General features: G+C 44.3%; 17 protein-coding genes. 3 read left to right on the forward strand and 14 right to left on the reverse strand.

Features of this window, described 5'->3' with window-relative positions:
- Nucleotides 1–15: 15 nt before the first annotated feature.
- The 8 genes from ACJJJA_RS17655 to ACJJJA_RS17690 form a co-directional block, all read right to left on the reverse strand.
- Nucleotides 16–1,725, reverse strand: a complete 1,710-nt coding sequence (locus tag ACJJJA_RS17655) for a fatty acyl-AMP ligase (protein WP_444902916.1) — start codon at nt 1,723–1,725, stop codon at nt 16–18.
- Nucleotides 1,726–1,737: 12 nt separating this feature from the next.
- Nucleotides 1,738–2,919: a cysteine desulfurase family protein gene (locus ACJJJA_RS17660; RefSeq protein WP_444902917.1), complete on the reverse strand. Its 1,182-nt coding sequence runs from the start codon at nt 2,917–2,919 to the stop codon at nt 1,738–1,740.
- Entirely contained in the window at nt 2,916–3,296 is a 381-nt protein-coding gene (locus ACJJJA_RS17665) for an iron-sulfur cluster assembly scaffold protein (protein ID WP_444902918.1), read from the reverse strand. Before ACJJJA_RS17665 ends, ACJJJA_RS17660 begins: the two co-directional genes overlap by 4 nt.
- Before the next feature lie 28 nt (nt 3,297–3,324).
- Nucleotides 3,325–4,512 carry a LuxE/PaaK family acyltransferase gene (locus ACJJJA_RS17670; RefSeq protein WP_444902919.1) on the reverse strand — a complete coding sequence of 396 codons (1,188 nt, stop codon included), beginning with the start codon at nt 4,510–4,512 and terminating at the stop codon, nt 3,325–3,327.
- Nucleotides 4,513–6,962: 2,450 nt separating this feature from the next.
- Nucleotides 6,963–7,574, reverse strand: coding sequence for a cation efflux transmembrane domain-containing protein (locus tag ACJJJA_RS17675; RefSeq protein ID WP_444905260.1), 612 nt, complete (start codon nt 7,572–7,574; stop codon nt 6,963–6,965).
- 442 nt (nt 7,575–8,016) lie between these two features.
- Nucleotides 8,017–11,154 carry an efflux RND transporter permease subunit gene (locus ACJJJA_RS17680; protein WP_444902920.1) on the reverse strand — a complete coding sequence of 1,046 codons (3,138 nt, stop codon included), beginning with the start codon at nt 11,152–11,154 and terminating at the stop codon, nt 8,017–8,019.
- Nucleotides 11,155–11,167: 13 nt separating this feature from the next.
- Entirely contained in the window at nt 11,168–12,517 is a 1,350-nt protein-coding gene (locus tag ACJJJA_RS17685) for an efflux RND transporter periplasmic adaptor subunit (protein ID WP_444902921.1), read from the reverse strand.
- Between the two features lie 14 nt (nt 12,518–12,531).
- On the reverse strand, nt 12,532–13,863 hold the full coding sequence (locus tag ACJJJA_RS17690; RefSeq protein ID WP_444902922.1) for a TolC family protein: 1,332 nt from the start codon (nt 13,861–13,863) through the stop codon (nt 12,532–12,534).
- A gap of 992 nt (nt 13,864–14,855) precedes the next feature.
- On the opposite strand from ACJJJA_RS17690, the gene ACJJJA_RS17695 reads away from it, so the two are divergent.
- Complete coding sequence (locus ACJJJA_RS17695; protein WP_444902923.1) at nt 14,856–15,599, forward strand: transglutaminase-like domain-containing protein; 744 nt, start codon at nt 14,856–14,858, stop codon at nt 15,597–15,599.
- A 103-nt stretch (nt 15,600–15,702) separates the two neighbouring features.
- Here ACJJJA_RS17695 and ACJJJA_RS17700 read toward each other — a convergent pair whose 3' ends face one another.
- Together ACJJJA_RS17700 and ACJJJA_RS17705 are read right to left on the reverse strand one after the other, a co-directional pair.
- Nucleotides 15,703–16,074 (reverse strand): IS30 family transposase, encoded by a 372-nt coding sequence (locus ACJJJA_RS17700; RefSeq protein WP_444905261.1) that lies wholly within the window; start codon nt 16,072–16,074, stop codon nt 15,703–15,705.
- A gap of 425 nt (nt 16,075–16,499) precedes the next feature.
- Nucleotides 16,500–16,649 (reverse strand): helix-turn-helix domain-containing protein, encoded by a 150-nt coding sequence (locus ACJJJA_RS17705; protein WP_444902924.1) that lies wholly within the window; start codon nt 16,647–16,649, stop codon nt 16,500–16,502.
- 720 nt (nt 16,650–17,369) lie between these two features.
- On the opposite strand from ACJJJA_RS17705, the gene ACJJJA_RS17710 reads away from it, so the two are divergent.
- Nucleotides 17,370–18,200: a metallophosphoesterase gene (locus tag ACJJJA_RS17710; protein WP_444902925.1), complete on the forward strand. Its 831-nt coding sequence runs from the start codon at nt 17,370–17,372 to the stop codon at nt 18,198–18,200.
- A 532-nt stretch (nt 18,201–18,732) separates the two neighbouring features.
- Nucleotides 18,733–19,119, forward strand: a complete 387-nt coding sequence (locus ACJJJA_RS17715) for a hypothetical protein (RefSeq protein ID WP_444902926.1) — start codon at nt 18,733–18,735, stop codon at nt 19,117–19,119.
- A gap of 19 nt (nt 19,120–19,138) precedes the next feature.
- Here the strand turns inward: ACJJJA_RS17715 and ACJJJA_RS17720 are convergent, their stop codons facing one another.
- Genes ACJJJA_RS17720 through ACJJJA_RS17735 form a run of 4 tightly spaced genes read right to left on the reverse strand, consistent with a single transcriptional unit; the run spans nt 19,139 to nt 24,952 of the window.
- Entirely contained in the window at nt 19,139–20,554 is a 1,416-nt protein-coding gene (locus tag ACJJJA_RS17720; RefSeq protein ID WP_444902927.1) for a TnsD family Tn7-like transposition protein, read from the reverse strand.
- Between the two features lie 3 nt (nt 20,555–20,557).
- Nucleotides 20,558–22,015: an ATP-binding protein gene (locus ACJJJA_RS17725; protein WP_444902928.1), complete on the reverse strand. Its 1,458-nt coding sequence runs from the start codon at nt 22,013–22,015 to the stop codon at nt 20,558–20,560.
- Nucleotides 22,012–24,162, reverse strand: a complete 2,151-nt coding sequence (locus tag ACJJJA_RS17730) for a TnsB C-terminal domain-containing protein (protein WP_444902929.1) — start codon at nt 24,160–24,162, stop codon at nt 22,012–22,014. Before ACJJJA_RS17730 ends, ACJJJA_RS17725 begins: the two co-directional genes overlap by 4 nt.
- Nucleotides 24,152–24,952: a TnsA endonuclease N-terminal domain-containing protein gene (locus ACJJJA_RS17735; RefSeq protein WP_444902930.1), complete on the reverse strand. Its 801-nt coding sequence runs from the start codon at nt 24,950–24,952 to the stop codon at nt 24,152–24,154. Before ACJJJA_RS17735 ends, ACJJJA_RS17730 begins: the two co-directional genes overlap by 11 nt.
- Nucleotides 24,953–25,018 lie beyond the last annotated feature (66 nt).

Here is a 25,018-nt window from a genome sequence, read left to right on the forward strand (position 1 = left end):
TTTCCTATCAACGGTTCATGCGAGCTGCGTCTCTTCGGCTGCAATCAGATCCCTGCAGGCAGTCCTACGAACTTTGCCGCTAGTGGTTTTCGGAATACCGCCAGGCTTGACCAGCAAGAGCTGGTCGAGGGCGACATCATGTGCCAACATCACTGCCTCACGCAGCTCCTGTCGGAGTTCATCGTGGTTTCGGTTAAGAAAGGCGTGGCGGCGAATCTCAACAATGGCTGCCAGTCGGTTTTGGCCATTGCTCTCCACGGTGAAAACCGAGGCTCCGTTATTGCCTGCCGCATCAGGATGGTCACTACAGGTACGTTCAATATCGTATGGATAAAGGTTGCGGCCGCGCAGGATTAACATTTCCTTGATCCGCCCGGTGATATACAACTTATTGTCACGGACGAAGCCCATGTCACCGGTTTTGAGGTAATAATGACCGTCGCAGGGCGATATACGAGCACCGAATTGCTGCTTACTAATCTCAAGGTTGTTAAGATAACCTTGTGCTATTGAGGCACCACTAATCCATATCTCACCAATACAATCCTCATCTGCTAGCCGGCCACTCTTCGGATCAACAACCTTCAAAGTCATCCTTGGCGTGATACGACCGCAGCTAACCACTTGACGCCCCTCGCCAGCAGATTGCAGTCGACCAGAGTCAAATGCTGCGGGATCGAAAGCCAGGGTTTCAATGCCTCCACCTATCGGCCCTCCAGAGACAAACAAAGTGGTCTCAGCCATGCCGTAGCAGGGAAAGAAAGCAGCAGAAGAAAAACCGTAAGGCTCGAAACGCTCAGCAAATATCCTCATAGTGTCGGCGCTGACAGGCTCAGAGCCATTCAAAGCCACCTTCCAGCAACTCAGGTCTAGTCCCGATAAGTCCTCTCGCTCACCTATGAACTTGATGCAGTGCTCATAGCCAAAGTTAGGTGCAGCAGAGCTATGAATTCGATAGTGAGATATCAATTCTAACCACCGGCGTGGACGCTGAACGAACTTCATCGGGGGCATGAAGACATAGGTACCACCAAGGAACAATGGCTGCAGCATATGGCCTATCAGTCCCATATCGTGGAACTGTGGCAGCCAGCCGCCAGCAATTACACCTTCGTGGTGGCCACACGCCTGCTGGATAGCCAATTGGTTATCGATAATGTTGGCGTGACTTACCATCACACCTTTGGGTAGATCAGTAGAGCCTGAGGTGTACTGAACAAACGCCAACTCATCTGGAGTCGGAAGAGGTAACTCTACATCTTTAGCAGCACAAACCTGCTGCTCATCAATCCAGGCCTGGTCGCCCAAATTAATCGCCGGTAATTCTGCTAATTGTTCAAATAGCTGTTCACGAGTCTCAGCGGTCGTCAGAATGGCTTTGGTCTTTGCATCACCAAGAATACGAACAGTGCGCTCTAATTGCTGAGCATTGCGACTCAGGTTCAGGGGTACAGCAATGACGCCAGCCGCGAGGCAGGCGAGGAAGTTGACCACAAAATCAAGACCAGCAGGGAAAAGCAGAGCAAGCGGCTGGCCTCTATATCCGCGCTCGACTAACAGTCGGGCCCGTTCCAGTACCTGCTGATTCAGTTCACCGTAACTCAGCGATAGAGCACTATCAGGCCCATGAGGCTGGAATACGCAGGCGGTACGGCTAGGCTCATTAACCACGTGTCGGGCGAACTGATCCATGAAGCGCTGAGCTGGAAAAATCTTATCCGTCATGAGCCCAACTCCTCACCCTTTAAAGCTCATGCTTTTGAGCTGTGCCACGCACCGCTGCAATGAATCAACAAAACGATCTATATCATCAAGGCTGGTAAAGCGGCCGAAGCTAATCCTGATCGCACTTTGTATTTCTTCATCACTTAGCCCCATTCCTTGTAATACAGGCGATAGTTGACGGGTCTTGTTGTTACTGCATGCAGAGCCAATCGACACCACAATCCCATCTTTCTTTTCCATTAACAGAGCAAGCGCCTCACCCCGAATGCCTGGAATCGATAGGTTTAAGGTATTGGAAATCGCCCCCTCATAATGACTAGCACCATTGATATGTGTTTCGATAGAGGATTTGCCAAGCTGTTCGATCAAGTGCTGTTTGCACTTCAGACAGTGATGGTCCCAGTACTCAAGCTCCCTGCGACATTCGTCAGCAGCCTCACCGAGTCCGGCGATAGCGACCAAATTCTCGGTGCCAGAGCGCATTGCCATCTCTTGTCCACCACCATGAATCAAGGGAGATATGCGATCTATATTCTGGATATATAGGCCGCCAATACCCTTGGGGCCATAGAATTTGTGTGCGGAAAAAGAAACAAAATCAGCACCTAATGCCTCGACATCAAGAGGCCGCTTACCTACTGCTTGCACTGCGTCGACATGGAACGGAATGCCTCGGGAGCGGGTCAGCCTTGCCACCTGATCCACAGGTTGAATAACGCCGGTTTCATTGTTCGCATACATCATGGAAATCAACCTGGTGTCAGGCCGGATAGCTTCAGCGACAGCCTCAAAACTGACGGCGCCGCTCGGTCCCGGCTTCAAGCAGGTGACTTCGAATCCGAATTGGTGGGCGCAGTATCGGATAGTTTCTAGAACTGAAGGGTGCTCAATCGCCGTGGTTAGGATATGGCCAGCCCTACCCAGGTCGTTCATCAGGCTTCCTTTAATAGCCCAGTTATTGGCTTCAGAACCGCCGGAGGTAAAGAAAACTTTTTCCGGCGCGGTACCCAGTAGGCTGGCGACATGGGTCTTTGCTCGCTGGATTAGCTCACGATTACTGGTCGAAGGAAGCGTACGCCCCGATGGATTAGCAAAGAGCCGAAGCGCAGAGGACATAGCCGTAGCTACAGCCTCCGACACCGGGGTTGTGGCGTTGTAGTCGAAGTAACCCTCAATCGAGTGAGTATTTGTCATGGCATCACCTCCCGACAATCTTTGCCAACTAAGCTCAGCAACCTATGATGAAGCTGCTGCAAAATCTCAACACAATGGTGTTGTGATGGCTCTAGTTCACCAAGCATGCCTTCTATTTCGCTACTTGTTCTCCCGGCAAGCCGTTCCGGTGCCAACCCCTCAAGCGAGGCACAGAAAATGTTGGCCGTTGCCACCGAAGTAGCGCAACCCCAAGCTCTAAAGCGAGCACTGTCAATCAGTCCATTGGTGATGTTGATCTGAACGCGAATCCGATCTCCACATACTGGATTGCCAATTTCATATTCGTAATTGGGTTCGTTAATATCACCGACATGGGCCGGGTCGGAAAAGTTGTCAATGATGATGTCGTTGTACATGTTGTAGCTCCATCTTGGACAGCTGTAATTAGGCGACGACTGGACAACTGCCGCTAGCAGCCTGCTCTGCGTCCAAATCTTCAAGCCGCTTATCTAAATTAACCGCACAGCAACCAAATTCTTTTGACTCAGGTAGGCGCATTACATACTGCATGCGTTGACCACTTCTTCCCGAACGACTCGGTTCAGGCAACAGTCGCACCAAGTCCTCAGTAAGCATGAAACCAGGCGTCGAACGTGCGAGAGGGTCAAGAATTGCCAATTGGCCGGTCTGGCCCGGTTCGACCTCTCGATCTAGTTGTTTGGGGTCTCTTACCGAGAAATGAACGAAGGGGGAGACATGCTTGATTCCATACTCATCGTCAATAGCAATGACATTGGATTCAACCAAGGCGTAGATGTCACGGATCTGGCTCTCTTCCACGCCCAAGTACTCGATACATTCACTGTTGAATTCTGCACGTGACAACATCTGGCCTGAGAAGCGCTTCCACCCCCCAAGAGTGATGATGTAACTACTCTTATCGAGTTTAATTCGGGTGTTGGTAGCTTTGAGGTAGCTGATAAAACGATTGATCAGGAATGGAGGACCAATCAAATGGCGACTGAATTTATCATTCCAATCCTCAAGCTGCTCTAAGGCCTCTTCGGGCTTAAAAGATTCTTGCCGAACCATGAATCTATGAGTGTCCAGCAGACCTGCGAGCATATTGAGCGCCTTGATCATGCCCATTTCAGGAATTTCCTCGGTCGAGGGGCAAAGATAAAGGCCGGCACCCTTGGAGATCTTTAGGAATTCGCGATACATCGAGTAAATCCCCAGCACCGCATTGTCAACGGTGTCTGCGCAGCGGCGCGAAACGCTGGGAATACCAGAGGTACCTGTGCTTCGCATTTCTAGCTCTACATCACGTAGGCTGACTGAAAGTAACTTATGGCTATCGTTTGATTTAAAAAGCTCAATGGGAACCAGAGGTATTTTGATCAGGTCAGTTGGAGTTGAGATCATATCCGGTGTCACTCCTTTGCTATCGCAAGCGGAGCGGAAAAAAGCATTGTTCTCATAGTGATAAGCGAATGCCTCATGGATCAAGCCTGTCTTGAAATCCAGTAAGTTATCCTCTGTCATCGAATAGAGTTCCGCCACAGATGACAGTGCCACCTTTAAAGGGTCCAACCCGTTTTCCTTGAGTATGTTTTGTAACTGTATCGACATTTCAATCTCCATTTTTAAAGTCAAATAAGACACGGCCTCAATCGTCTATGCGGAGGCATTTAGGCTATTTTTTTACTGTTTTAATCAAGCTGATATATATCAAAAAACTTAACAAAAACCTCAAAGCTTGAATTAAGAATGGTTTAAACATCAGAGAATTTAGAACTCGACTGAAAGACCCATCCGGGAATCATGCCGGATAAACCTGCAGGGTAAACCTGTCGGGTAAATCTGCCGGGTAAATCTGCCGGGTAAATCTGCCGGGTAAATCTGCCGGGTAAATCTGCCGGGTAAATCTGCCGGGTAAATCTTTGACCACCATCAAGAGTCTCTACTCATCGATTCTATTTATTATTTTCCGAGAGAAATATTAAACACATTAGAAATTTTAACAATCACTTTAAAGTAACTTTCTTTTTTTTATTTTTCTTGCCGCGCAGTATGGTTTTTTTTTGCTACATGACCAGCCCCTCTCACTTACACCCGCTTACAATCTTACCCCTTCAAATTACCTCTAAAAATCAGCCAGAACAATCGGTCCGCCAATCACATAAAAATCATCTTGCGATCATGAACTCACAACAAAACGAACAGATTTTATGCGTATTTTTTTTGCTATTGAAGCTTGCACTCACACCTGAACTTCGACTCCCAACGGGAAACCCCAGAAAGCTCCTTGACGCCAATTACAACAAATTACAGCTTATATTTTGGTAACATATTGTGACCAGCCAATTAACAAATATAAACTATTTGATGACAAGCTTAATAGAATTAATTCTATCTTAGGGGTAGCGTAAATTCGCACAAATATTCAAGCCTACATTGTCGTTTCTCCTAAATCTTTAATCTCCCTGCTATTTTTCAGCAGAAAATTCGTATTTTTAAGTAAAGATTGATACACCACATTCATATAAACCACACCACAGTTAACAACACGCCCCGCAACACAAAGCAATTTATTGGATATTTTTTTATTACAGCAATCCACTTTAAGGGGGGATAGTACCAAGTAAGGCGCAACTGTACTTCCACCTCTTTTTCTTTTACCTGTACCAACTAAACCCCATTAATTCTCATGACTAAAATGCAAAACTCAGTCTAATTTATGACGGCCGCCCATGATAATCTATTTATTAATCTTTATTTTTTAACTATTAATAAAAAATCATCCGCATTATCTTTGCGAGATCCCCTATTGCACCATTAAAACCACAGAAGCAATGGCCATTTTCAACACACAAAAAACCAGAATACCGCTTTAGACATCCCTCAGAAATACCCAATCGTGCTTACACATTTTATTACTGTAGGAAAATAGCTATTCAGCAGGCACTTTAGAAGCATCCATCAAACTAAAAATGCTGAAAGCTGAGCACCAGGGATAGATCTACCTACATTCGTAGATAAACTGAAAAACATTATCTTTGCTGGCCAGTTTACAGAAGCACTACAAAATCGGCTTCACTTATAAAGCGCATACCAAACCTCGCAGGTATGACTGAAGATAAGAGCTGATTTCTAGCTAACTTTAGGAGCACTTTGCAAAATGAGAGAGCATATGGCACGCGCAACCTACGTAACATTTTCTTATTTCATCTAACAATGGCGATATTTAGTATCTATAGAAACAGAGCACCTTCCTAGCACCTCCGAGCCACCCCCCATTTAAGCCCCATACTTCGCCCTAACTTAGTGTTAAATTATTAAACTCAACTTTCCCACCAAAAGTATCCACTAGGCCGGAAGTTATGAAGAGTATAAATTTTTACAGGCACAGAACTACACACTTAATTGAAAATCGTTATCATTACCAACATTACCTATAGAATATGAGCGGCAGAGAACTTTCTGAAGCATCTAACTCGATGAAACAGCTGCTCGACAACTATTTTCCATACTGCTTTAAGACTGAAGAGATATAGATCAAATCACCGATCTAAAGCATTGCACCATACTTTGCCAGGAAGCTCACCTAGTAGACGTTAATGCCACGGCTCAATATTCTTTTCAACAGAAGGTACGTATCAATTTTTAGTTATAGTCAACTAAAAATTTAGAGCTATGAAAAAAAACACTTGAGGACTTCTTAGGCTTCTATATCCAAATGAAAGATATTCAACGCCCAGCAATACTTTGACTAGGTCCTTTGGAGGCTGTAAGGGAATATTCGGCAGCATATAATAATAAAATTTCTGCCTAGACCATCTAGGTCAAAAGTGAAAAAAGTGCGTCATGTCATAACGCAATAAAATGGATACACAAAACTGCTCTATGAAAGAAAAGCACTCATAAGTTCGCCAACTCAAGCCTTAAGAGATCATTGCACCTTTTGCTCTCATAAATTAGTGACAAGCATCTTCAGGTAAGACTTCCATTGATCTACAAACTATTTTAGACAAGCCACTAGGAAGCTGATATTACTCATACTATTAAAACCTTAAGGTCACTTAGGATATTTTGACTTTTCGAGTGGACTCCCTCGCCTCTTTAAGAATCAAAAAACCTCCTCGAATAACAACAGCCGAAATTATTAAGCCTATAGCAAGATCAGGGAAACGACTATCGATTACCGCCACTAGTAGACCTGACATAATCACTCCTAAATTTGCTACAACATCATTGGCTGAAAAAATCCAAGCGGCTCTCATATGTACCCCCCCTTCCTTATACTTAGATATTATTAGGAGGCAAACAACATTTGCTAACAAGGCAGAGGCCCCTATTGATATCATCAGTATACTTTCTGGCTCACTACCAAAAAGCGATCTCCTACAAACCTCATACAACACCCACAACCCCAATATAATTTGAATTATTCCACTGACATTAGCTGCCTTAGCTTGATATATAACCCCTCTACCGACAACAAATAAAGAGATCCCATACACAGCAGCATCAGCTAACATATCCAGAGAGTCAGCAATCAATCCTGTTGACTGAGCAAACCATCCAAGAGTTAATTCAAGCACAAACATAATTGCGTTGATCACTAGCAGCACCATTAAAGTGCTTCTCTCTAATTTATCTGCTTGCTCTAAACCACAACCACATTCAGACATATTCACACCCTCTCTAAACAGAACTCCACTTAGGGATATTTATGCTTTAAATATCAACAATTACTTACTTCAAAGTCTCGCTCGAGGCTAGATCCTGTCTTTTTTAAAAAACTCAGATCATATTTATCAGTCAACTTCATGAGAAATAAAATTACAACTCACTAAAATAAGAAATCAAAGGCCCCAGCACTTCTGTTAACTCAATTTAGGGCCTATAAAGGTTGTCTTTGAACCAGAATAAAAATCTGCAAGCAGTAAACCCATACTAAAAGCCCGTCACTCGATTGAGACAATAGAAACATCTATTATTTTCTACTTATCTAATATAAATATCTAACGCATCCATCTTTTTCATGCTCAAAAATGAACCAGCGCACTTAAATATTTTTATTAAAATTTTGCCCACCCCTACCTAAATATAAGCAAAGGTGAGCATCGTAAATTATGTTTTTATTTTTAATATACCCTCTCTTCCATGCACTATCCGATAAAGCAATGGCAGTACAAACAAGGTTAGGATAGTAGAAGAAATTATGCCTCCAATCACCACCGTAGCTAGTGGTCTTTGAACCTCTGCTCCAGTGCCTACATTCAAAGCCATAGGAACAAAACCGAGACTTGCAACCAACGCAGTCATCAATACTGGACGCAGGCGGATCATAGCGCCATCGATAATAGATGTGAGCAACTCACCACCTTGCTGACGAAGTTGTCGGATGAAAGAGAGCATTACCAAACCGTTTAACACCGCCACACCAGATAGTGCAATAAATCCTACTCCGGCAGAAATAGATAAAGGCATATCGCGCAACCATAGGAACAAGACACCTCCAGTAAGCGCCAGGGGTACTCCACTGAAAATAATTAAGGCATCCTTGAATGAACCAAAGGCCATCACCAGAAGCCCCAGAATTACCAATAGTGTCAGTGGAACCACTATCGAGAGGCGAGTACTGGCGGATTCCAATTGCTCGAAAGTGCCGCCGTATACTAGCCAGTAACCTGCAGGCAAAGAGACCTGCTGATCAATACGACCCTTCGCCTCTTCAACAAAGGAACCCAAATCACGGTCACGGACGTTGGCCGTTACCACAACACGTCGCTTGCCATTTTCCCGGCTGATCTGGTTGGGGGCAGGGGTCATTTCCAAGTTAGCAACTTCTGACAAGGGCACATAGCTACCTAATGGGCTATCAGTGGGTAACGGAACAGGTAAATCCCCAAGGTTCTCATAGTCTCGTCGCAAGCCTTCCGGCAGACGCACTACCAGATGAAAACGGCGATCGCCTTCGTAAATCAATCCAGCCTCTTCCCCTCCAATAGCCGTTGAAACCAAATTTTGCAAGGTTTGCAGATCTATTCCATAGCGGGCGAGTGCGACTCTCTTCGGCACTATTGATAGAATCGGTAGACCTTCCACTTGTTCTACGCGAGCATCAGCAACACCCTCAATTCCATTTAGCACACCGAGAATTTCATTTGAAGAAGCCACCAGCTGATCCAGATCATCACCGAATACTTTAATACCCAGGTCTGCACGTACACCGGAAATTAGTTCATTAAAACGCATTTGGATTGGCTGGGTGAACTCGTAGTTATTTCCCGGTAACTGACGCACAGCTTTTTCGATTTCAGCAACCAATTGTTCCTGGGGCAGTTTCGGATCAGGCCATTGGTCACGTGGTTTCAGGATCACAAAGTTGTCGGCTACATTTGGCGGCATTGGGTCTGTTGCTACTTCTGGTGTACCAATTTTTGCGAATACTTTATCTACCTGGGGAAACTCCTTAATACGCTGCTCCAACAAGCTTTGCATTTCTACAGATTGCTCTAAACCAGTACCAGGAATACGCAGGGCGTGTAGTGCGATATCACCCTCATTGAGCTGAGGAATAAATTCAGAGCCCAGTGTTGTTGCAAGCCAGCTGCAGAACAGTACTAATGCAAGAGCCCCAGAAAGTACTAACCAGCGCACTTTCATTGCAGCAATCAACAGTGGTTTATATAAAGATTTGGTCGCAACAATAACTTTGTTTTCTTTTTCACTGATTTTACCTGTCAGGAAAACGGCAACTGCTGCAGGCACAACGGTCAATGAAAGCACCAGTGCAGCGAGTAAAGCCATCACTACAGTGGCAGCCATGGGGTGGAACATCTTCCCTTCCACACCTGTAAGCGAAAATAGAGGGATATACACCACGGTAATGATCAAAACACCAAACAAACTTGGGCGAATCACTTCGTTGGTAGCTTGGAATACTAGCTCCAAACGCTCTTGTAGGGGCAGCTTGCCTCCCTTGCGATGCTGGGCTTCGGCAAGTCGGCGAATCGCGTTCTCCACAATTATCACGGCCCCATCGACAATCAGGCCAAAGTCAAGAGCTCCGAGACTCATCAGGTTGGCGGAAACACCCGTTTGCACCATGCCGAAAATGGTCGCAAGCATGGAAAGCGGGATTACTGCTGCAGTAATAAAGGCAGCTCGAATATTTCCCAGCAACAAAAACAATACCACGATAACCAGCAGCGCGCCCTCAACAAGGTTTTTTTGCACTGTAGCGATAGCTTTATCTACCAGAGTGGTCCGATCATAAACCGCCTCTACTTTAATACCTTCAGGTACGGTTGATTTTATTCGCTCTAAGGCTTCCGCCACACTTCGAGCTACCTCCCGGGAGTTTTCCCCTACCAGCATCATAGCTGTGCCCAATACAGTCTCTTCACCATCGCGAGTGGCTGCACCGGTGCGAAGCTCTTTTCCAATAGCTACTTTGGCCACATCCGAAATTTTAACCGGCACCCCGGCGCGACTGGTAATTACCACATCCTCAATTTCGGCAATATTTCGCAACTGCCCTGGTGAACGCACCAGAAGTTGCCGTCCATTCTCCTCCAAATAACCAGCACCGCGACTTTCGTTATTGCGGCGCAGCGCAAGGGCGATATCTTCCATGGATACGCCAAAGTTAAGCATCTGTCGAGGTTCGGGCGTTACGTGATACTGCTTGTTATAGCCACCGATGGTATTAACTTCAGTAACTCCGGGGACTAAGGATAATTGCGGTTTTATAATCCAATCTTGAATTTCCCTCAGTGAAGTAGCGTCGTAAGGCTGCCCATTGGGCTGGATGGCGCCAGGCAGAGCCTCCACGGTATACATAAAAATCTCACCGAGTCCGGTAGCAATAGGACCCATTTCAGGCTCTAACTCCGGAGGCAAATGACTTTTAATACTACTGAGACGGCTATTAATTAAGTTCCGAGCAAAATAGAGATCTGTACCCTCTTTAAAAACAACAGTGACTTGGGACAAACCGTAGCGAGAGAGCGAACGGGTATATTCTAAATTAGGCAAGCCGGCGAGTGCCGCCTCCACAATGTAAGTAATCCGCTGCTCCGCCTCTAAAGGTGAATAACCAGGAGCCTCGGTATTAATCTGTACCTGAACATTGGTGATATCTGGAACCGCATCGATTGGAAGTCTCTGATAACTCCAAACCCCCAGGCCCACCAATACAAAGATCAGGGACAGTACAAAGTAGCGCCGCTCAATTGAAAAGCGCAGTATACTTTCAATCATCTTCTGACCTCATTTAATGGCTATGTTCAGCGCCGGACTTTTCAATATCCGCTTTGATCAGGTAGCTGTTCTCGGTGACATAGCGATCACCCTCATTGAGACCACTCAGCACTTCGGTAACAGTGCCGTCGCTACGGCCCAGTTTAAGTGGACGAATTTCATAGGTTTCTCCCACTTTGATAAATACCACCGTCCAATCGCGGAAAGGTTGTAGAGCACGATTCTCGACCACTAAAGGCACAGATTTTTCATTGGTTACTACTTGGCCTTGGACCATTAGATCGGTAGTCCAGAGTTCATTGGGGTTTTCAATCACCGCTCTTGCAATCGCGAAAGGCTGACCATTACTGCTCGGAGCAAGGCTGGTGATAGTTGAGTCAAAAGAACGGTCACCAGCTGTAATTGAAACCTGTTGGCCTAATTTGATCTGATCGCGACGCATCGGAAATACTTGCAACTCAGCCCACAGCTGGTCGTAGTTAGCTATGGTAAACAGCACCCGTTCGCCACTGAATTCACCTTGGCTGGCTTGCTTATCAATTATCTGACCGCTAATAGGAGCGACCAGTGGATAAATTTGCAAGCTGTCATTGGATTCGATAGTAGCAAGCTCTTCCCCTTTCGCTACCAAATCGCCAAGCGTTTTTTTAACAGTGATTACGGTTCCTGGGTAACGTGCACGCACATGACTGAGGTTACGATGATCTATCGCAGTTTTACCATATAAGGTAACGCTTTCTTTAATTATACCTGGAGCAGCAATTGCAGTTTTAATGCCTGCCTTTTTTGCCATTTGTTCAGAGATCTGCACTCGACCTTCATGGGACTCATAATCCCAACTTGTGCGCTCCCCGTTGTAAAAAACAGAAACGGCAACATCAAAGGAGTGAGGTTCCTTTATTACGCCTTCACCGCGGTAATACCCAACACTATCCTCCCAGGCAAAGGGTATTTGATCCACTTTTCCGCCAAGTCTTTCAAGCTCTACGGAAACACGAGCATTCTCTAAAGGTTTACCATTCAGAGAAATCCAGGCTCGAAACTCTGGCTTTACACCACTTTCATAAATAAGCAACTCGGCCGTTAGATCCCCCTCAGTCAGTAAACGGCCACCATTGGGGCCCTTTTCCTCCTGATGCTCTTCATGTCCGCCATGGTTATCATTATTAGAGAATTGCTTCTCTTCCCGTTCATCATGCTCATCATGCTCATCATGGCTATCATTGGAGCCCAGCTCCTCATCTTGCTTAACATGTTCATCATAACCACCATTTGCATGACCCAGGCTTGCAATCCAAAATCCAGAGAAAATGAGGAATATGGATAATATTGCCAGGCGAATTACTTTACTTAATCTGCTCATATCTAAATCCAAAATTATTTTCCGTTTCCTACACTCTCGGAACCTAAAGGCCCTGCTGTAAGCTGCTCAATCTCAGCGCCGAAAAGAAGTACAGACCGCGCTGCTTCGATTCGTGCACGTTCAGCATCAAGTAACTCTTCCCGAGCAACAATTAAGTCAAGATAAGAACTCCGGCCACGACGATAAGCACGATCTACTTCAGCCAATGCCTCGCGAAGCTTAGGGATTACAGAATCCTGCAAACTGGAGACAGTGGCCAAGGCCAGTTCGCGACTGGTAACGGCAAGAAATAGCTGAGGATAAAGTTTTAGTAATGCCGCCTCGCGACGGAGCATAACCTCATCCAACTCAGTCATTGCTGTTAGCTCGGCACCACGATTGCGTTTTGCAGTAAAGAGTGGAACTTCGAAACCAGCTAAAGCAGTAGTTTCGTCAACAGCCCGATTCACGAGAAGACCTGCAAACCACCCGACATCTGGCTTAGAGTTGGACTGGGTGAGGCGAAGCTGTGAGGCTCTGAGACGGTCTTCGGAAGCAAAGCGCGCTATAGCTGGGTTTTCCTGTGCACGCGCATAAAGTTCGTCAAAACTAGCTCCGGGCTCAAAACGATAGAGCTCACTGGAGTCTACTCGATAATCTATACTCGGCTGTCCCCACAGAGCCGATAAGGCATGCCTGTAGTACACTAGCATGCTCTCATCCGTCTGCTTAGCGAGGTTTGCTTTTTCCAGGGCGGACTCCGCTCGTAGGCGTTCAGAAACCGGGCTAGCAGCAGCGCTGACTCTGGCGCTAACAGCGCTTAGCGTTTCACGTGCGAGTAATACCTTCTCTCCAGCCAATACGACTAATTCCTGGGCAGCAAGAACCTGAGCATAGCGACGGATAACTTCTGCCAGAAGATCTAGCGCCTTAGCTTGCTCATCCGCGATCAGTAAATTACGCTGGGCATTGACTACATCTATTCGAGCTCTACGTTTATCCCCTAGCTCAATTACGGACGATAAAGTTACCGTCAATTCAAGCTCATTGTCGGCATCATCCTCGGGATCTGGCGCATTATTGGAGCCACCATCACCAAAGTTCTTGTATTGAGCCTCACCTCCTAGGCTTAACGCAGGCCGAAGTGCTGCAGTCTCTTCAGCACCATCTAGACCTCTTCTCTGTAATGGGAATACCGCAAGCTCCGGATTCTGTGCGAGCGTCAGCTCAATCGCATCCGGTAATGTCAGTAAATCCCCCTCCTGCGCGGATACTGATTGCGCAGCTAAATACATTATCGCCACCATCAACTGGAATATGGCACGACGACGAATCACACCCTCAGTGAGCGTGCAGTAAAAATCCATGGGTATCTCCCAAGTCAGTTTTTATTCGCGCAAGGGGGCCTAGTAGCTCTCCTTACTCGCGCGGTATTGGAGCAATCAGACTTGGGTTATAGGTGGGCGGAGTAGAGGCGTAAAATAACCACTGGGAACACGTGTATTGCCGAATTCTCGATAATTAACGATTCCGTTCAGAGTAGAGTGTAGTGATTGACCTACCAGAACGGTACAGGTACTTCCATGGCAATGACAGCAGTGATTACATAAATCCAGAAGAAGTGAAGATTGGTCAGTCTCATCCCCACTGGAGGGGGCCTGTAAACTTAAATCAGAAAAGGAACTGTCCGGTTGAAACGGTAAATTTCCGAGCAGATCTTCATCATGATGTAGAGACAGGTGATTCGTTACCTCCTGAACTTCTTCATGGCTATCATAGAATGCACCTGCGGTCTGAAAGACCATAAGCACAATCAAAAAAAATGATAGTCGAACTACATTCATAAAGGTTACAGAAAGACCAGAATCTACTGACTGCGATTTTAGCAAGTAAATCCAAATGCCTCAACTAAGCTCACTGCCTTAAAGTTATCATTAATCCTAAAGTGTCTATTTGGTCACACCTTCTATCCAAGTGAGGAGTCAGCCTCTAGAAGGCTCAACTTACAGATAGTGACACTTACACTAGTAAGGGGTCTATCAGCCCCATAGTCCACGGAATTTTGGTTGGTAAGGTAGAGCTTTAGAAGGGCTATATTCTTCAATTGATCAGGATGCGAGACCATAATACTAATGTTAAAGTCATTGGATAAATTCGATTTCTTTTAGCTACTGTTAACCTTGCGTGAAAGTGGGGGGTTAACTTTGAATAAGCGACCCAAATAAAAGTCTATGCGACATTCATTTAGGAATGATTTTGATAAGAGAGCTTTCGTGAAGTCTTAGGAGGTTTATTCAATTATACGAGAGGGCAGAGTTTAAATATGCCCACATTATAACTTACCTTGGAGAACAAATGAATGAAGACACTTACTAGTGAATACTTATCAGAAACCCCTATGCTTGACTTTGAGAATAAAACCATTCAGATGTTAATTGAAAACAAGAAGTGGCGTAAGCTATCTCAGTATGACGCCATTGGTGCCATCTATAAGTTTGTTCGTGATGATATTTTATTTGGTTACAATAGTGATGATCGTATTCCAGCTAGCAGGGTACTGAAAGACGGGTACGGACAATGTAACACTAAAGGAACATTGCTAATGGCTTTGCTTCGCGCTGTTGGCATTCCTACACGCATTCATGGATTTACTATTTTTAAAGACCTTCAGAAAGGTGCTATACCTAGTTATCTATTCTATATCGTACCTGAACGAATTATCCACAGCTGGGTTGAAGTATATTCAAATGATAGGTGGATCAACCTTGAAGGATATATTATCGACCGCCAATACCTGAACAAAGTCCAAGAAGGGTTTCGTAATCAATGCTCTGAGTTTAAAGGCTATGGTATTGCCACAAAATGCCTACAAAACCCACCCATTGACTGGGAGGATAAAGATACATTTATACAGAAAGAAGGTATCGCAGACGATTTCGGAGTTTATACGCAACCTGATGATTTTTATCTGCTCTATGGAAGTAATTTAACTGGCATTAAGAAATTACTATTTCGCTTCGTGATCCGTCATTTAATAAATATCAATGTTAAACGGATTCGAGCAAAGGGCTTAGGTAAATGTAATACCTTAGAATTAAGCTGATAAAGTATAGCAATATCAACTCTAGCTCTAGTCTGAGATTTAAATATGTAACTTAACTGCCACTATAGGAGGTATGGTGGGTATCATTTCCTTTAGATACAACCTAGATTGCCAACATAAGTGACACACGCTTACCCGCCAGAAATTCTAGCGGACTCAAGTAATTTAATACCTTCCTTGGGCGGGGGTTGATTCGGAATACTGCATCATCAATACGGCTTTTGGGTGTCTTGCCAATTTCTATGCCTTTCGGGAAAAAACGCCTCAGTAGACCATTAGTGTTTTGGTTTAATCCGCACTCCCAAGAGTGATAGGGCTTTGCAAAATATATTTTGCATCCCAGTTTACGCGCGATCGACTGGTGACCTGCAAATTCACCTCCGTTATCGAAGGTTATCGTTTTATATATTGCCTGATACGGCTTCAGCATCTGCTTGATCGCACGACTTACTGTCTTCTTACTCTTATCTGGCACCCTGCGAGTGATCAACAACCTAGAGACTCACTCTACTAATGTCACAAGATAACTATCTTTACCACAAACCGTATCGCCTCCCAACGGCCCAGCTCGGTATTTTCATCAACGATCGCTGGTCATTCTTCAATGTCAACACGCTCCGAAATGAGCTTTACTACTGCCCCGGAGCCTGTACGCTTCCGGTAAGTCTTGCCATTCCGAGGCAGCCGCAGTTTCCAATGAAGCCGACCTATCCAGCGATATATTGTTGAGCAACTGACCACTTTTTCACATTTCTCAAGCTTCATTCGTCCAGCAATTTGTTCGGGACTAGCGTTTTTTAGCTGATGGTCGATTTACACCTTCATGGCGAAATCAAGCTTGGTGTACTTACGAGCCCCATGCCGCCTCTGCAACGCCTGTCGGTGAGCGCTCTCGGCGCATTAAGGGTAAAAGCGATTAAGCTCTCGCGAAATGGTTTTATTGGAACGATTCAGCTGTAACGCTATGGCATGAGCTGAATAGTTCTGTCCATTGAGGACTTCGATCTGGTATCGTTCTTTCAGGGGCTGCTGGTTGGTATGGGTTCCCATAGGGTTCCTGGCTTGTTTGTGTGGAAGCTAACCAGCCTACAGCCAGCTGGTCTCCTTCGCTACGGCCAAGTGTGTCGGTAATTGTGGGAATCTAGGACCTAATACCTCCTTTTCCCATGCTTTCTATAAAACCAGTGTTTCAATTGGAGCCATTTCCTTTTGGATGCTCCTCGGAACAGCCATAGTGGGCACGATACGCTCAAACAAAAAAAGCATCTCAACCTGGCTTCATCACCTCAGTTTACCCGGCCTTATACTGGGCCTATTGCACAGCATGTTAATTGGGACTGAAGCCGGTTCTTCTATGATGATTCTGATTTACAGCTTGATGGCCTCAAGTATTGTAGTTCTAGCCCTGGTGAGCTATCTCAAGCTCAAGAATAGCTAAATTTAGCTTGACACAGGAATCCACGTTTGTAGTACATGGATTCCTATGTCAAACTACAAAATATGGTGTCGTCCTTTCCCGAAATAGCAAATTCTACCCAAACTGAGAGATACTAGTGCACATGCCAATACATTCACTTTCCAACATATTTCTTTTAACCTAGAGATGATCTTTAGTATTGATTTCTTCAGAAATATTAGTAAATCACTATTAAATCACTTAAGCACTTCATTTATAAGTAGAATCCTCAGCCAGCCGGCAGCCAAGTAATCACTGAAAACCCTCCTCTTGACTGCTAATAGAAAAAAGGAGAGGGGCAATGGCGAGCAACTATGAGTACGTATTGGAAGCTTGACCGCAATATCACAGGAAGAGACTTCGTCGTCGGTGACGTTCACGGCAATCTATACCAGTTACAGGTTCAGCTGGAAAAACTCAGGTTTGACCCCGGTATTGATCGCTTATTCTTTCTTGGTGATATTGTTGATCGCGGCCCAGATAGCGCCAAACTAATTGAGATGGTCGACCAGCACACTTACATCAGCATCCTTGGCAACCATGAAGCAATGATGATTGCAGGGCTTGAGGATTCCAACGCCAGTAAATTACATTGCGCGAATGGTGGATCTTGGTTTTACGAGCTCCCCTTCCAAAAACAGCAAAAGATTGTCACAAAAGCCAGAAGCTGGCCCTGGGCTATAGAATTAACCGGCGACACAGCCCAGGTTGGACTTATTCATGCTGATATACCTCAAAGTAATTGGCAGCTTGTTAAGGCGCTACTTGAAAACATCAGTGACGCTTGGTCGGACGGGGCCTCGCTAGCAGAAGCTGAGATCATGGCGGTGGCTAAGCTGCTGTTGTGGCAAAGATCATTAGCCAAGCACCTATATCAAGATGTACTAGAACTAGGGCATAAAAAAAGAACAATGTCGCAATACAAAAGCGCTTTTCTAGATCGGATAGGAAAGCTGCAGAATGTGGAGCCTCCATTGGTTCGCCCGTTCGAGATTAAGGGCATCGATAGAGTGTACATGGGACACTCTTATGTACCCGCCCCAACAAATGTGGGTAATTGCTATTTCCTAGATACCTACCGTGGAGATGCCGGAGAAAAGTTGACTATTCAGCATATTAATTACAAAGAAAAGAGTCATCATTGACCCCGATACCATTAACAAAAACCAGGCTTTTATATACCAATGTTTGGAACTTGGGCTTGCTACGAACACCGCACTAAAGTCTCCCTCATAAACTATACCCTTTCACCCTCTATTAATTTGATACCTTATTTAGCAGCGTATAAGAATCCCTCCCTCAACTAGTAGTAAACAATCACCTCCGCGCTTCATCATAGGCAATCTAAAATAGGTTCTAATTACATCAGATGAAACTTTTTATTTCTTCTCTCATAAGAGAAAACATGTTAATTTATTTTTTATGTATTCAATATATGATCAACCGAAAACGGAATCCCTCCACTCCTTCATTCTAAGAACTCTATTCTTGGCAGGCTCTAGGGATATAAGCGGCGTACTGAGAGGATGTGATTGGAGGAAGTACCCCTATATCTCAGATATAGAGAAAGAATATTTTTTCCTCTTTCCTCGCAAATCTCTCTTCGAGATCCTTGAATCGACTTACGCTTTCTCTAGAGGATATCGCCAAAGTTTTTACAATCGCATGCGCTATGACATGTTTCCCGATATATTTGACTGCTCTCATCCACCCCTTAATAGATATGTGATACCACTTAGATTTTGCAAAAAATGTATTGAAGAAAAAATAAGTGAAACTGGAACTTCATACTTTGCGACTGAGTGGCTCCATGGAACATATTGTGAGAAACATGAAACTATGTTGTGGAGAGTCAAGAAATCACGTGAAGCCAAAGCTAATATGCAAAATATATTACGTTACATTATGGCAGCACATTGGGAAACAGCAGAAAATTTTATAGAAGTAACAAAAGAGGCTTATAAAATTCCCTTTAAAAATCAAAAAATGATGAAACCACAACCATTTAAACCCACCCCAGAGGACATATATATTGATAAAAAAATTTATGGCACCCTTCTCTAAGCCATTAAAAATGAAGCTATTATCCAGTTCGTCCTTTTACTGGCTGAGGTGGTGGCAGATTAAACTCCAACCAAGATAAGTCATTTAGGTAAAGCCAGAAAAAGGCTTCGCTGCAAGCCTTTTTAATGTCACGCCGAATTGCGCTGGGGTTCCCCAATCTATACCTTAAAATACGAAGTCGGCTTCGACGCCTCTTTGACTCCCAGTGGCAACGCCTTCTCCAGGTAACCAAGCCGGGCTCACTGGAAATTACCTGTTCTACTGAGCCGATACCAATGCCGCAACGTTCTGCGATCAAGCTTCGGTGAAGACATGCTCGCGCTAGGCGAATAATTCGCAATTTAACGCTGGGCGTCAATTTTTTGGGCTTCAGGTTCACCGAAATACCATATCGAGTCGCTAAGCGCTTTAGATAACACCGGCTCTTCCCCGTTAAACGATACACTTCAGCCATTGAGCGACCTTCGCCAAGTAGCGCCAGGCATTGCTTCTCAATCTTTTTATTTCTATCTCCACCCAACTTTATAGTCTTACTTTGAACAACAGGCCTATAAGTAAGTAGTTCCCGGGCTTCTTTAAATAACCATGCACCAAATAATAAATGACGAAATGGGTGATGGCTTCCTTCAATTTTTAACAATTCTGAAAGGTATCTGAAATCAAATTTACCTTTTGGAAGAGGTGAACAAGTGCTACCCCGAAAACTTTCAACAGCGAGAGAAAATTGTTGCTGTAAACTTTGCCGACGTACCCGCCCGTTATTAGTAATAAAACCGAGCTCTGCCAATCGATGTCGATAGATCAAAGCTAGATTTAAAGGTTCTTTCCTCTTTTCAAATAGCTCCATGAGGCTGCGACCAAATTCAGCAACAGCGACCTCAATATCTGTTGCAGGCAATCTCCTTCCTCTGTAAGTTGGTAGAAGTCTACTGATTATTCTTTGCCGGTCCTTTAGCAATATCTTTTGAAGAAGCACATAGTGAGCAGCACACGCAGTAACCCCAGGAATCTGGTGTGCTCGATGCCAGTAAGAGACTCCATGGTCAACAATATCTTGGCGTGCACACAAGGTACACCATTTGAGGCACATTGAATTCCCACTAGCAAATGACGGTAATTGGCTTTCTCGTAGCGCCCGAGCTCCATCATTGGCGAGGAGAAGACTTTCAAGTCTATCGGCGTGCTCTGGTAAATAGAAAAAAAAGAGGGGGGCTAACGTTTGATTGAAAAGAATCCATTTCGCATCTTCTCCAAAAAACTCAGCGAAATGAGCAAGGCCTGAGGTAAGAAATGGGTGAACTGATGCACGGCTAGAACCAAATACTTTTTTAGTAAACTCCCCTGTATCTTCCCCTAATATCGTCACGTGACGTATCAAGCGCCCCAATAACAACTCGTCTGGCAAGGGGGGCAATAGGCACTTATTTAGATCCAAAAGTTAACTAAAAGCCGTAAGCGGGTTTTCACAGAAAATACCTGACTTCTTTAAAAGATCAACAGGATCAACTTCCTCAGAGGCTCGCTGAAACAAACAAGGATCATGAATTTTAACATCCAGGTTTTCGGCATTAATTAGCTTTATAAGACTATCAGCAAACTCTGGATGGTGAGGACGACTTAAATCTCCGGGTATTTCAACAAATTTACCCTTAAGGGTTGAGACAGGTCTTTTTTTCGCCAAATCACTATCAGAACGTTTCACGCTATGAACTTGACTTTGTGGCCTAGCTCTTTTCAAGTAAGAAATTTCTAGATTGCGTCTCATCTCTTCTGTTGCACTTCTCGTAGCTCGAATTGCGATACTTGCCCCCTTTTCCAAGGCCTGCTCGGAAAGCCGTTCATCTGATGAGCCGATCAGTAATCTTTGTGCAGCAGCAAAAATTCGAACTGCAAGGTCCATATTTCCAACCGATAAACTATAAAGCTTATCACTAAGCTCTTCAGTCAGGGGTGTTTCCACATTAGTCCACTGGAGATCCCATAACTCATCAACAAATAACCCCCACTCCTCCTCAATATTCGCAAGTAACTTAATATCAAAATAACCACCATTTTCAGCTCGCCTTGCAGACTTAAAACTCTTGCTCAGTAGATCATCAAAAGGCGGGTTTGCACAAAATAAAATCGGCACTCCGAGGTTGTTAACTAAGTTATGTAAAAATCTCAGAAGTCTATCACCGCCACCGGTTTTCCCTGGCTTTAGGTTCTGCATTTCGTCAATGACGAGCATACCCAAGAAACTAGATTTAATTTTTGCCTCAATTTGACCGATCAGGAGGGCAATAGTTCTAGCTGGCTTTGTCTGTGAGAAACCTAGCTTTCTATCCAACTCCTCCAAGATCCTATGGCACAGTCCTTTCACACTAGAATCATCTGGACAATCTATCTTCATCCAAACCACCTGGCGCAGAGGCATGGCAAAGCCTTGGTATCTTTGATGAACAATGACATCAGGAAAATAACCCAAAATCTGATCCAGCATGCAGGTCTTACCAACACCACTCTCACCAATAATTGTGATCCCGCAACCCTTTGGCTTAAAAAAACCAGTTTTCGGTTCAATCTTTGGCCGATCTTCAAGAGAGTAATGAAGGTAGTTCATAGTCGTAGGAGATAGAGGACACTTAGCGGAGTAACCTTCTTTTAAGGCTATCTCAATTGCTCTAAAAACTGCTAAATAGATAGCCTGTGGTTGCCTGAGAGCCTTTAAGCGGCTTAAATATTCTAAGCGTTCTAATGGCTCCAATTTGGTTTCCTCCACGGACCGATTGGGGTAGTAACTTAACTTTTCTCCCAACTCATGGAGCTCCAACTTTCTTGGGAGAGCTTCAATTAGTGGATTTCCACGATGCTCAGGAAGGATCGCTCTTTGGTACTTCGCTTTATTAATCCTCATTGATTTCTTTCCTTCTTTCGCTTGAGCAATGACACCACACTTTCCGCTTTATTAATTCCTATTTCCTTCAAATAAGTAGAGTTATCGTTATTAGGTTGAACATCTTCTGCGACATCACCAGATACTCGCCTCTGAAGAATTTCCTTTTTTCTTCTCTTCTTCATGCCACGTATGCGTTCAACTTTAGAAGAAAGTGGTGGGGCACTATTGGCGCTGTCTTTCGCACTTTCTACGATTTCTCTCCTACGATTATGCCGCTCTATCGACTTTGCTTTCGGCTGAAAAACTTTCTTATTAATTTTTTTCCAATCTTCAAAAAACATAACATCAGCTTGATGCTTTTCTTTTAGATTGGCTGATTTATGGACAAGTGAACAACGAGTAAAACCTTCGCACTCTTGCAATCTCACATAGATAAACGATGAATTGTCCTGATCAATTCTAGCTTCCATAATCCAGCTACCGCTTCCTCGAGCAATCACCTTCCAACTTTCGAAATCTGGATGATCACATTCGTAGTACATAGAATCATTTAATCTGATTCCTTCACTCGTCATTGATACTTTTTCATAAGGCAATAGTCGAGCCCGAACATCAGCCTCATTTGCTTTATTTAAAGCATGGCGATGCTTTTCGAGATGAACTTTCCAGTAATTCAATGGAGTAGCGAGAATATCCGATTCAACTAACAGCGTTGACTGTGCCGCTAGGCTTTCAAAATATGAACTGTTATGCTCCAGGACTGCATCTATTAACAATTTTGTTATTTCAGGTAACGTAAGAGCTGCATCTAATCTAGGATCTTTGTCACCCCTTACATATTGTCTGCCTCTAGTCGTTCCCATGAGTTCATGTACAAGCTTATCGTTTAGAATACTAAAACGCTTTTCGACAATCCCCTTCAACTCCGCTCGGTATGGAGGAGCTATACTCAAGTGGCCAATCAGTGGGACTGCAAGCTTTTCCGCATTTTTACAGATAAACTCACCACGATCGCAAAGTAACCGCTGCGGGATATGATTGCACGGCCAGTCTTCTTCCTCTATCTCTAATCCAAATCTCGCACAATACGTTTTCTTTGATGTAAAACTGTTGACAAGAGCTTGGCGTCCTGCTCGCCAGGATGCATACTCCATAGAAACATGAAGGCCGACAATCATTCGACTTTCTTTATCCACAACACAGTAGACCGTCGGCCGCCCAAGAACGTGGTTCCTCCTAAATTCCGATACTACGTGGACATCCAAAACGGTGGCGTCCAATTCAAAACAACTCCCAGGCACTTCGGTGTGATCCGTTGCAGAACCACGAAGCCCACGATGATTACGATTAAAGTCACCCTGAGTTGTTTGCTTTCTGATTAACTCATCTTTAGGAACTAGTTTTTTGACCCAGTATAGAAACATACGATAGGTTGGCACATTGGCATATCGTTGCTGCCTATCCGCAAGAATCAACTCTTCAGAGTAAAATTCCTTTAACATATGATCATAAATTCGGCTAAATTTTGACCTCTGTCCTTTAAGCCCATACTTTTTCATTGCTTTAAGAAACTTTACTTTATCATCTTCAGTCGTATTGACTCCGACTGGGACTGATAAACTAGGTGTAGATAGCTGAGTACGTGTACCACGCTTAACTTTTCCCGCAACCCTGGACTTCCCCGCGCCTCCAGAATAACGATAGGATGGTAGTAAGGCATTACGCTCCTGCCCATATTTCCAGAACAAATTAAGAAGCCGATAGAGAGTTTGAGTACTCACTCCTAATTTTCTCGCATGCCCCGAAATCAATCGACTTCTTTGGTTTAAGAGTAAATCTGGTAGCAAAGATGACTCCGAAATTAAATCCTCAATTAACGAAAAACGATAATCTCTCTTAGTGAGATGTTTTTTGGGGATATTTTCTTCTGCAGATAGTTGATAAAAGGGAATTGGAAAAGAACTTTCTTTCACTCGACCTTCATCGTGAGCTTTTTCAAATTCAGCTATTGAAATTTTTAAGGGCCGTTCGAGGGCCGCTTCTTCGTGCAATAGAAACAATGCTAATAAGGAGTCTTTTGGAAAATGTTCTAGTACGCGATACTTTCCACTCTTAAAACCATCAATACAGCTGATCTCCCAAACACTGTTTCGCTCAACTTGCATACTTATCATCCTTACCAGGACTAGGTATTGCCATTATTTCAAGAATTCCAGTATCTGCAATCGGCTTATCAAGATTAACTTCGATTAGCTTAGTTGCGATAACCATTTTTAAGAGTGGTAATGCATAATCATATTCAACATTTAACTTTTGGATGAAGTTATTACAAATATCTTCTATGAATACAGTTCCTGTGGAGAGTAAAGTCACAGCTTGATTCATTAGTGAATCATAAAACTGCAACCCCTGGCGAGAAGGGGCCGTAAACCATTGAATATTTTTTGACTGTATTTTGTTTCTCTCAGTCATTACAAATACATAGAATGGGATTTGCTGCTGCTGCCACCAGATACGCTCAATATCAAGCTTTTCTGCCGTCCGCTTGTCACCCAGTTGACTCTCAGGCTTTACGCTGATCGCCTCATACCAACTATTGACGCCATCGGAGCGAGTGAGCACAAAGTCTGTCGTCATGACATTAAGTACGCTCCCTCTCGAGCCCTTTACTGTTGGATGATCAATATTGAGGATTTTTGCAATCTTAACTGACAGGTCTAATGGAAGGAGGGGGAACTGTTCGCGAATATCGATTACTGAATCGCAAAATTCGCTGAGATAAAAGAAGCAACTTTCATGCTCAGAGAGCGTATGATGCTCCCGGTTGGATTTAAGCCCTTGAATTTTTCCGCTGTTGCCGTACGACCTAACATCCTGCACTCGAAGCCAGGGCTTATAGTTATCGCCTTCACCTAGCCCATATTTGTTCTTTAAGGCCCGCTGAAAATCAGCCAATGTCTCTAGTCGTCTACCCCGTGCCACAAAAGTCACTCCATTCTTCATACCTTTAGGGAATGGTAA

The organism is Microbulbifer mixtoriginis (SeqCode) (assembly GCF_052466865.1).

Bases quoted from the DNA above. Each gene is read 5' to 3' on its own strand.
- ACJJJA_RS17655 (WP_444902916.1), bottom strand. From the start codon at position 1,725: ATGACGGATAAGATTTTTCCAGCTCAGCGCTTCATGGATCAGTTCGCC.
- ACJJJA_RS17660 (WP_444902917.1), bottom strand. From the start codon at position 2,919: ATGACAAATACTCACTCGATTGAGGGTTACTTCGACTACAACGCCACA.
- ACJJJA_RS17665 (WP_444902918.1), bottom strand. From the start codon at position 3,296: ATGTACAACGACATCATCATTGACAACTTTTCCGACCCGGCCCATGTC.
- ACJJJA_RS17670 (WP_444902919.1), bottom strand. From the start codon at position 4,512: ATGTCGATACAGTTACAAAACATACTCAAGGAAAACGGGTTGGACCCT.
- ACJJJA_RS17675 (WP_444905260.1), bottom strand. From the start codon at position 7,574: ATGTCTGAATGTGGTTGTGGTTTAGAGCAAGCAGATAAATTAGAGAGA.
- ACJJJA_RS17680 (WP_444902920.1), bottom strand. From the start codon at position 11,154: ATGATTGAAAGTATACTGCGCTTTTCAATTGAGCGGCGCTACTTTGTA.
- ACJJJA_RS17685 (WP_444902921.1), bottom strand. From the start codon at position 12,517: ATGAGCAGATTAAGTAAAGTAATTCGCCTGGCAATATTATCCATATTC.
- ACJJJA_RS17690 (WP_444902922.1), bottom strand. From the start codon at position 13,863: ATGGATTTTTACTGCACGCTCACTGAGGGTGTGATTCGTCGTCGTGCC.
- ACJJJA_RS17695 (WP_444902923.1), top strand. From the start codon at position 14,856: ATGAAGACACTTACTAGTGAATACTTATCAGAAACCCCTATGCTTGAC.
- ACJJJA_RS17705 (WP_444902924.1), bottom strand. From the start codon at position 16,649: ATGGGAACCCATACCAACCAGCAGCCCCTGAAAGAACGATACCAGATC.
- ACJJJA_RS17710 (WP_444902925.1), top strand. From the start codon at position 17,370: ATGAGTACGTATTGGAAGCTTGACCGCAATATCACAGGAAGAGACTTC.
- ACJJJA_RS17715 (WP_444902926.1), top strand. From the start codon at position 18,733: ATGTTTCCCGATATATTTGACTGCTCTCATCCACCCCTTAATAGATAT.
- ACJJJA_RS17725 (WP_444902928.1), bottom strand. From the start codon at position 22,015: ATGAGGATTAATAAAGCGAAGTACCAAAGAGCGATCCTTCCTGAGCAT.
- ACJJJA_RS17730 (WP_444902929.1), bottom strand. From the start codon at position 24,162: ATGCAAGTTGAGCGAAACAGTGTTTGGGAGATCAGCTGTATTGATGGT.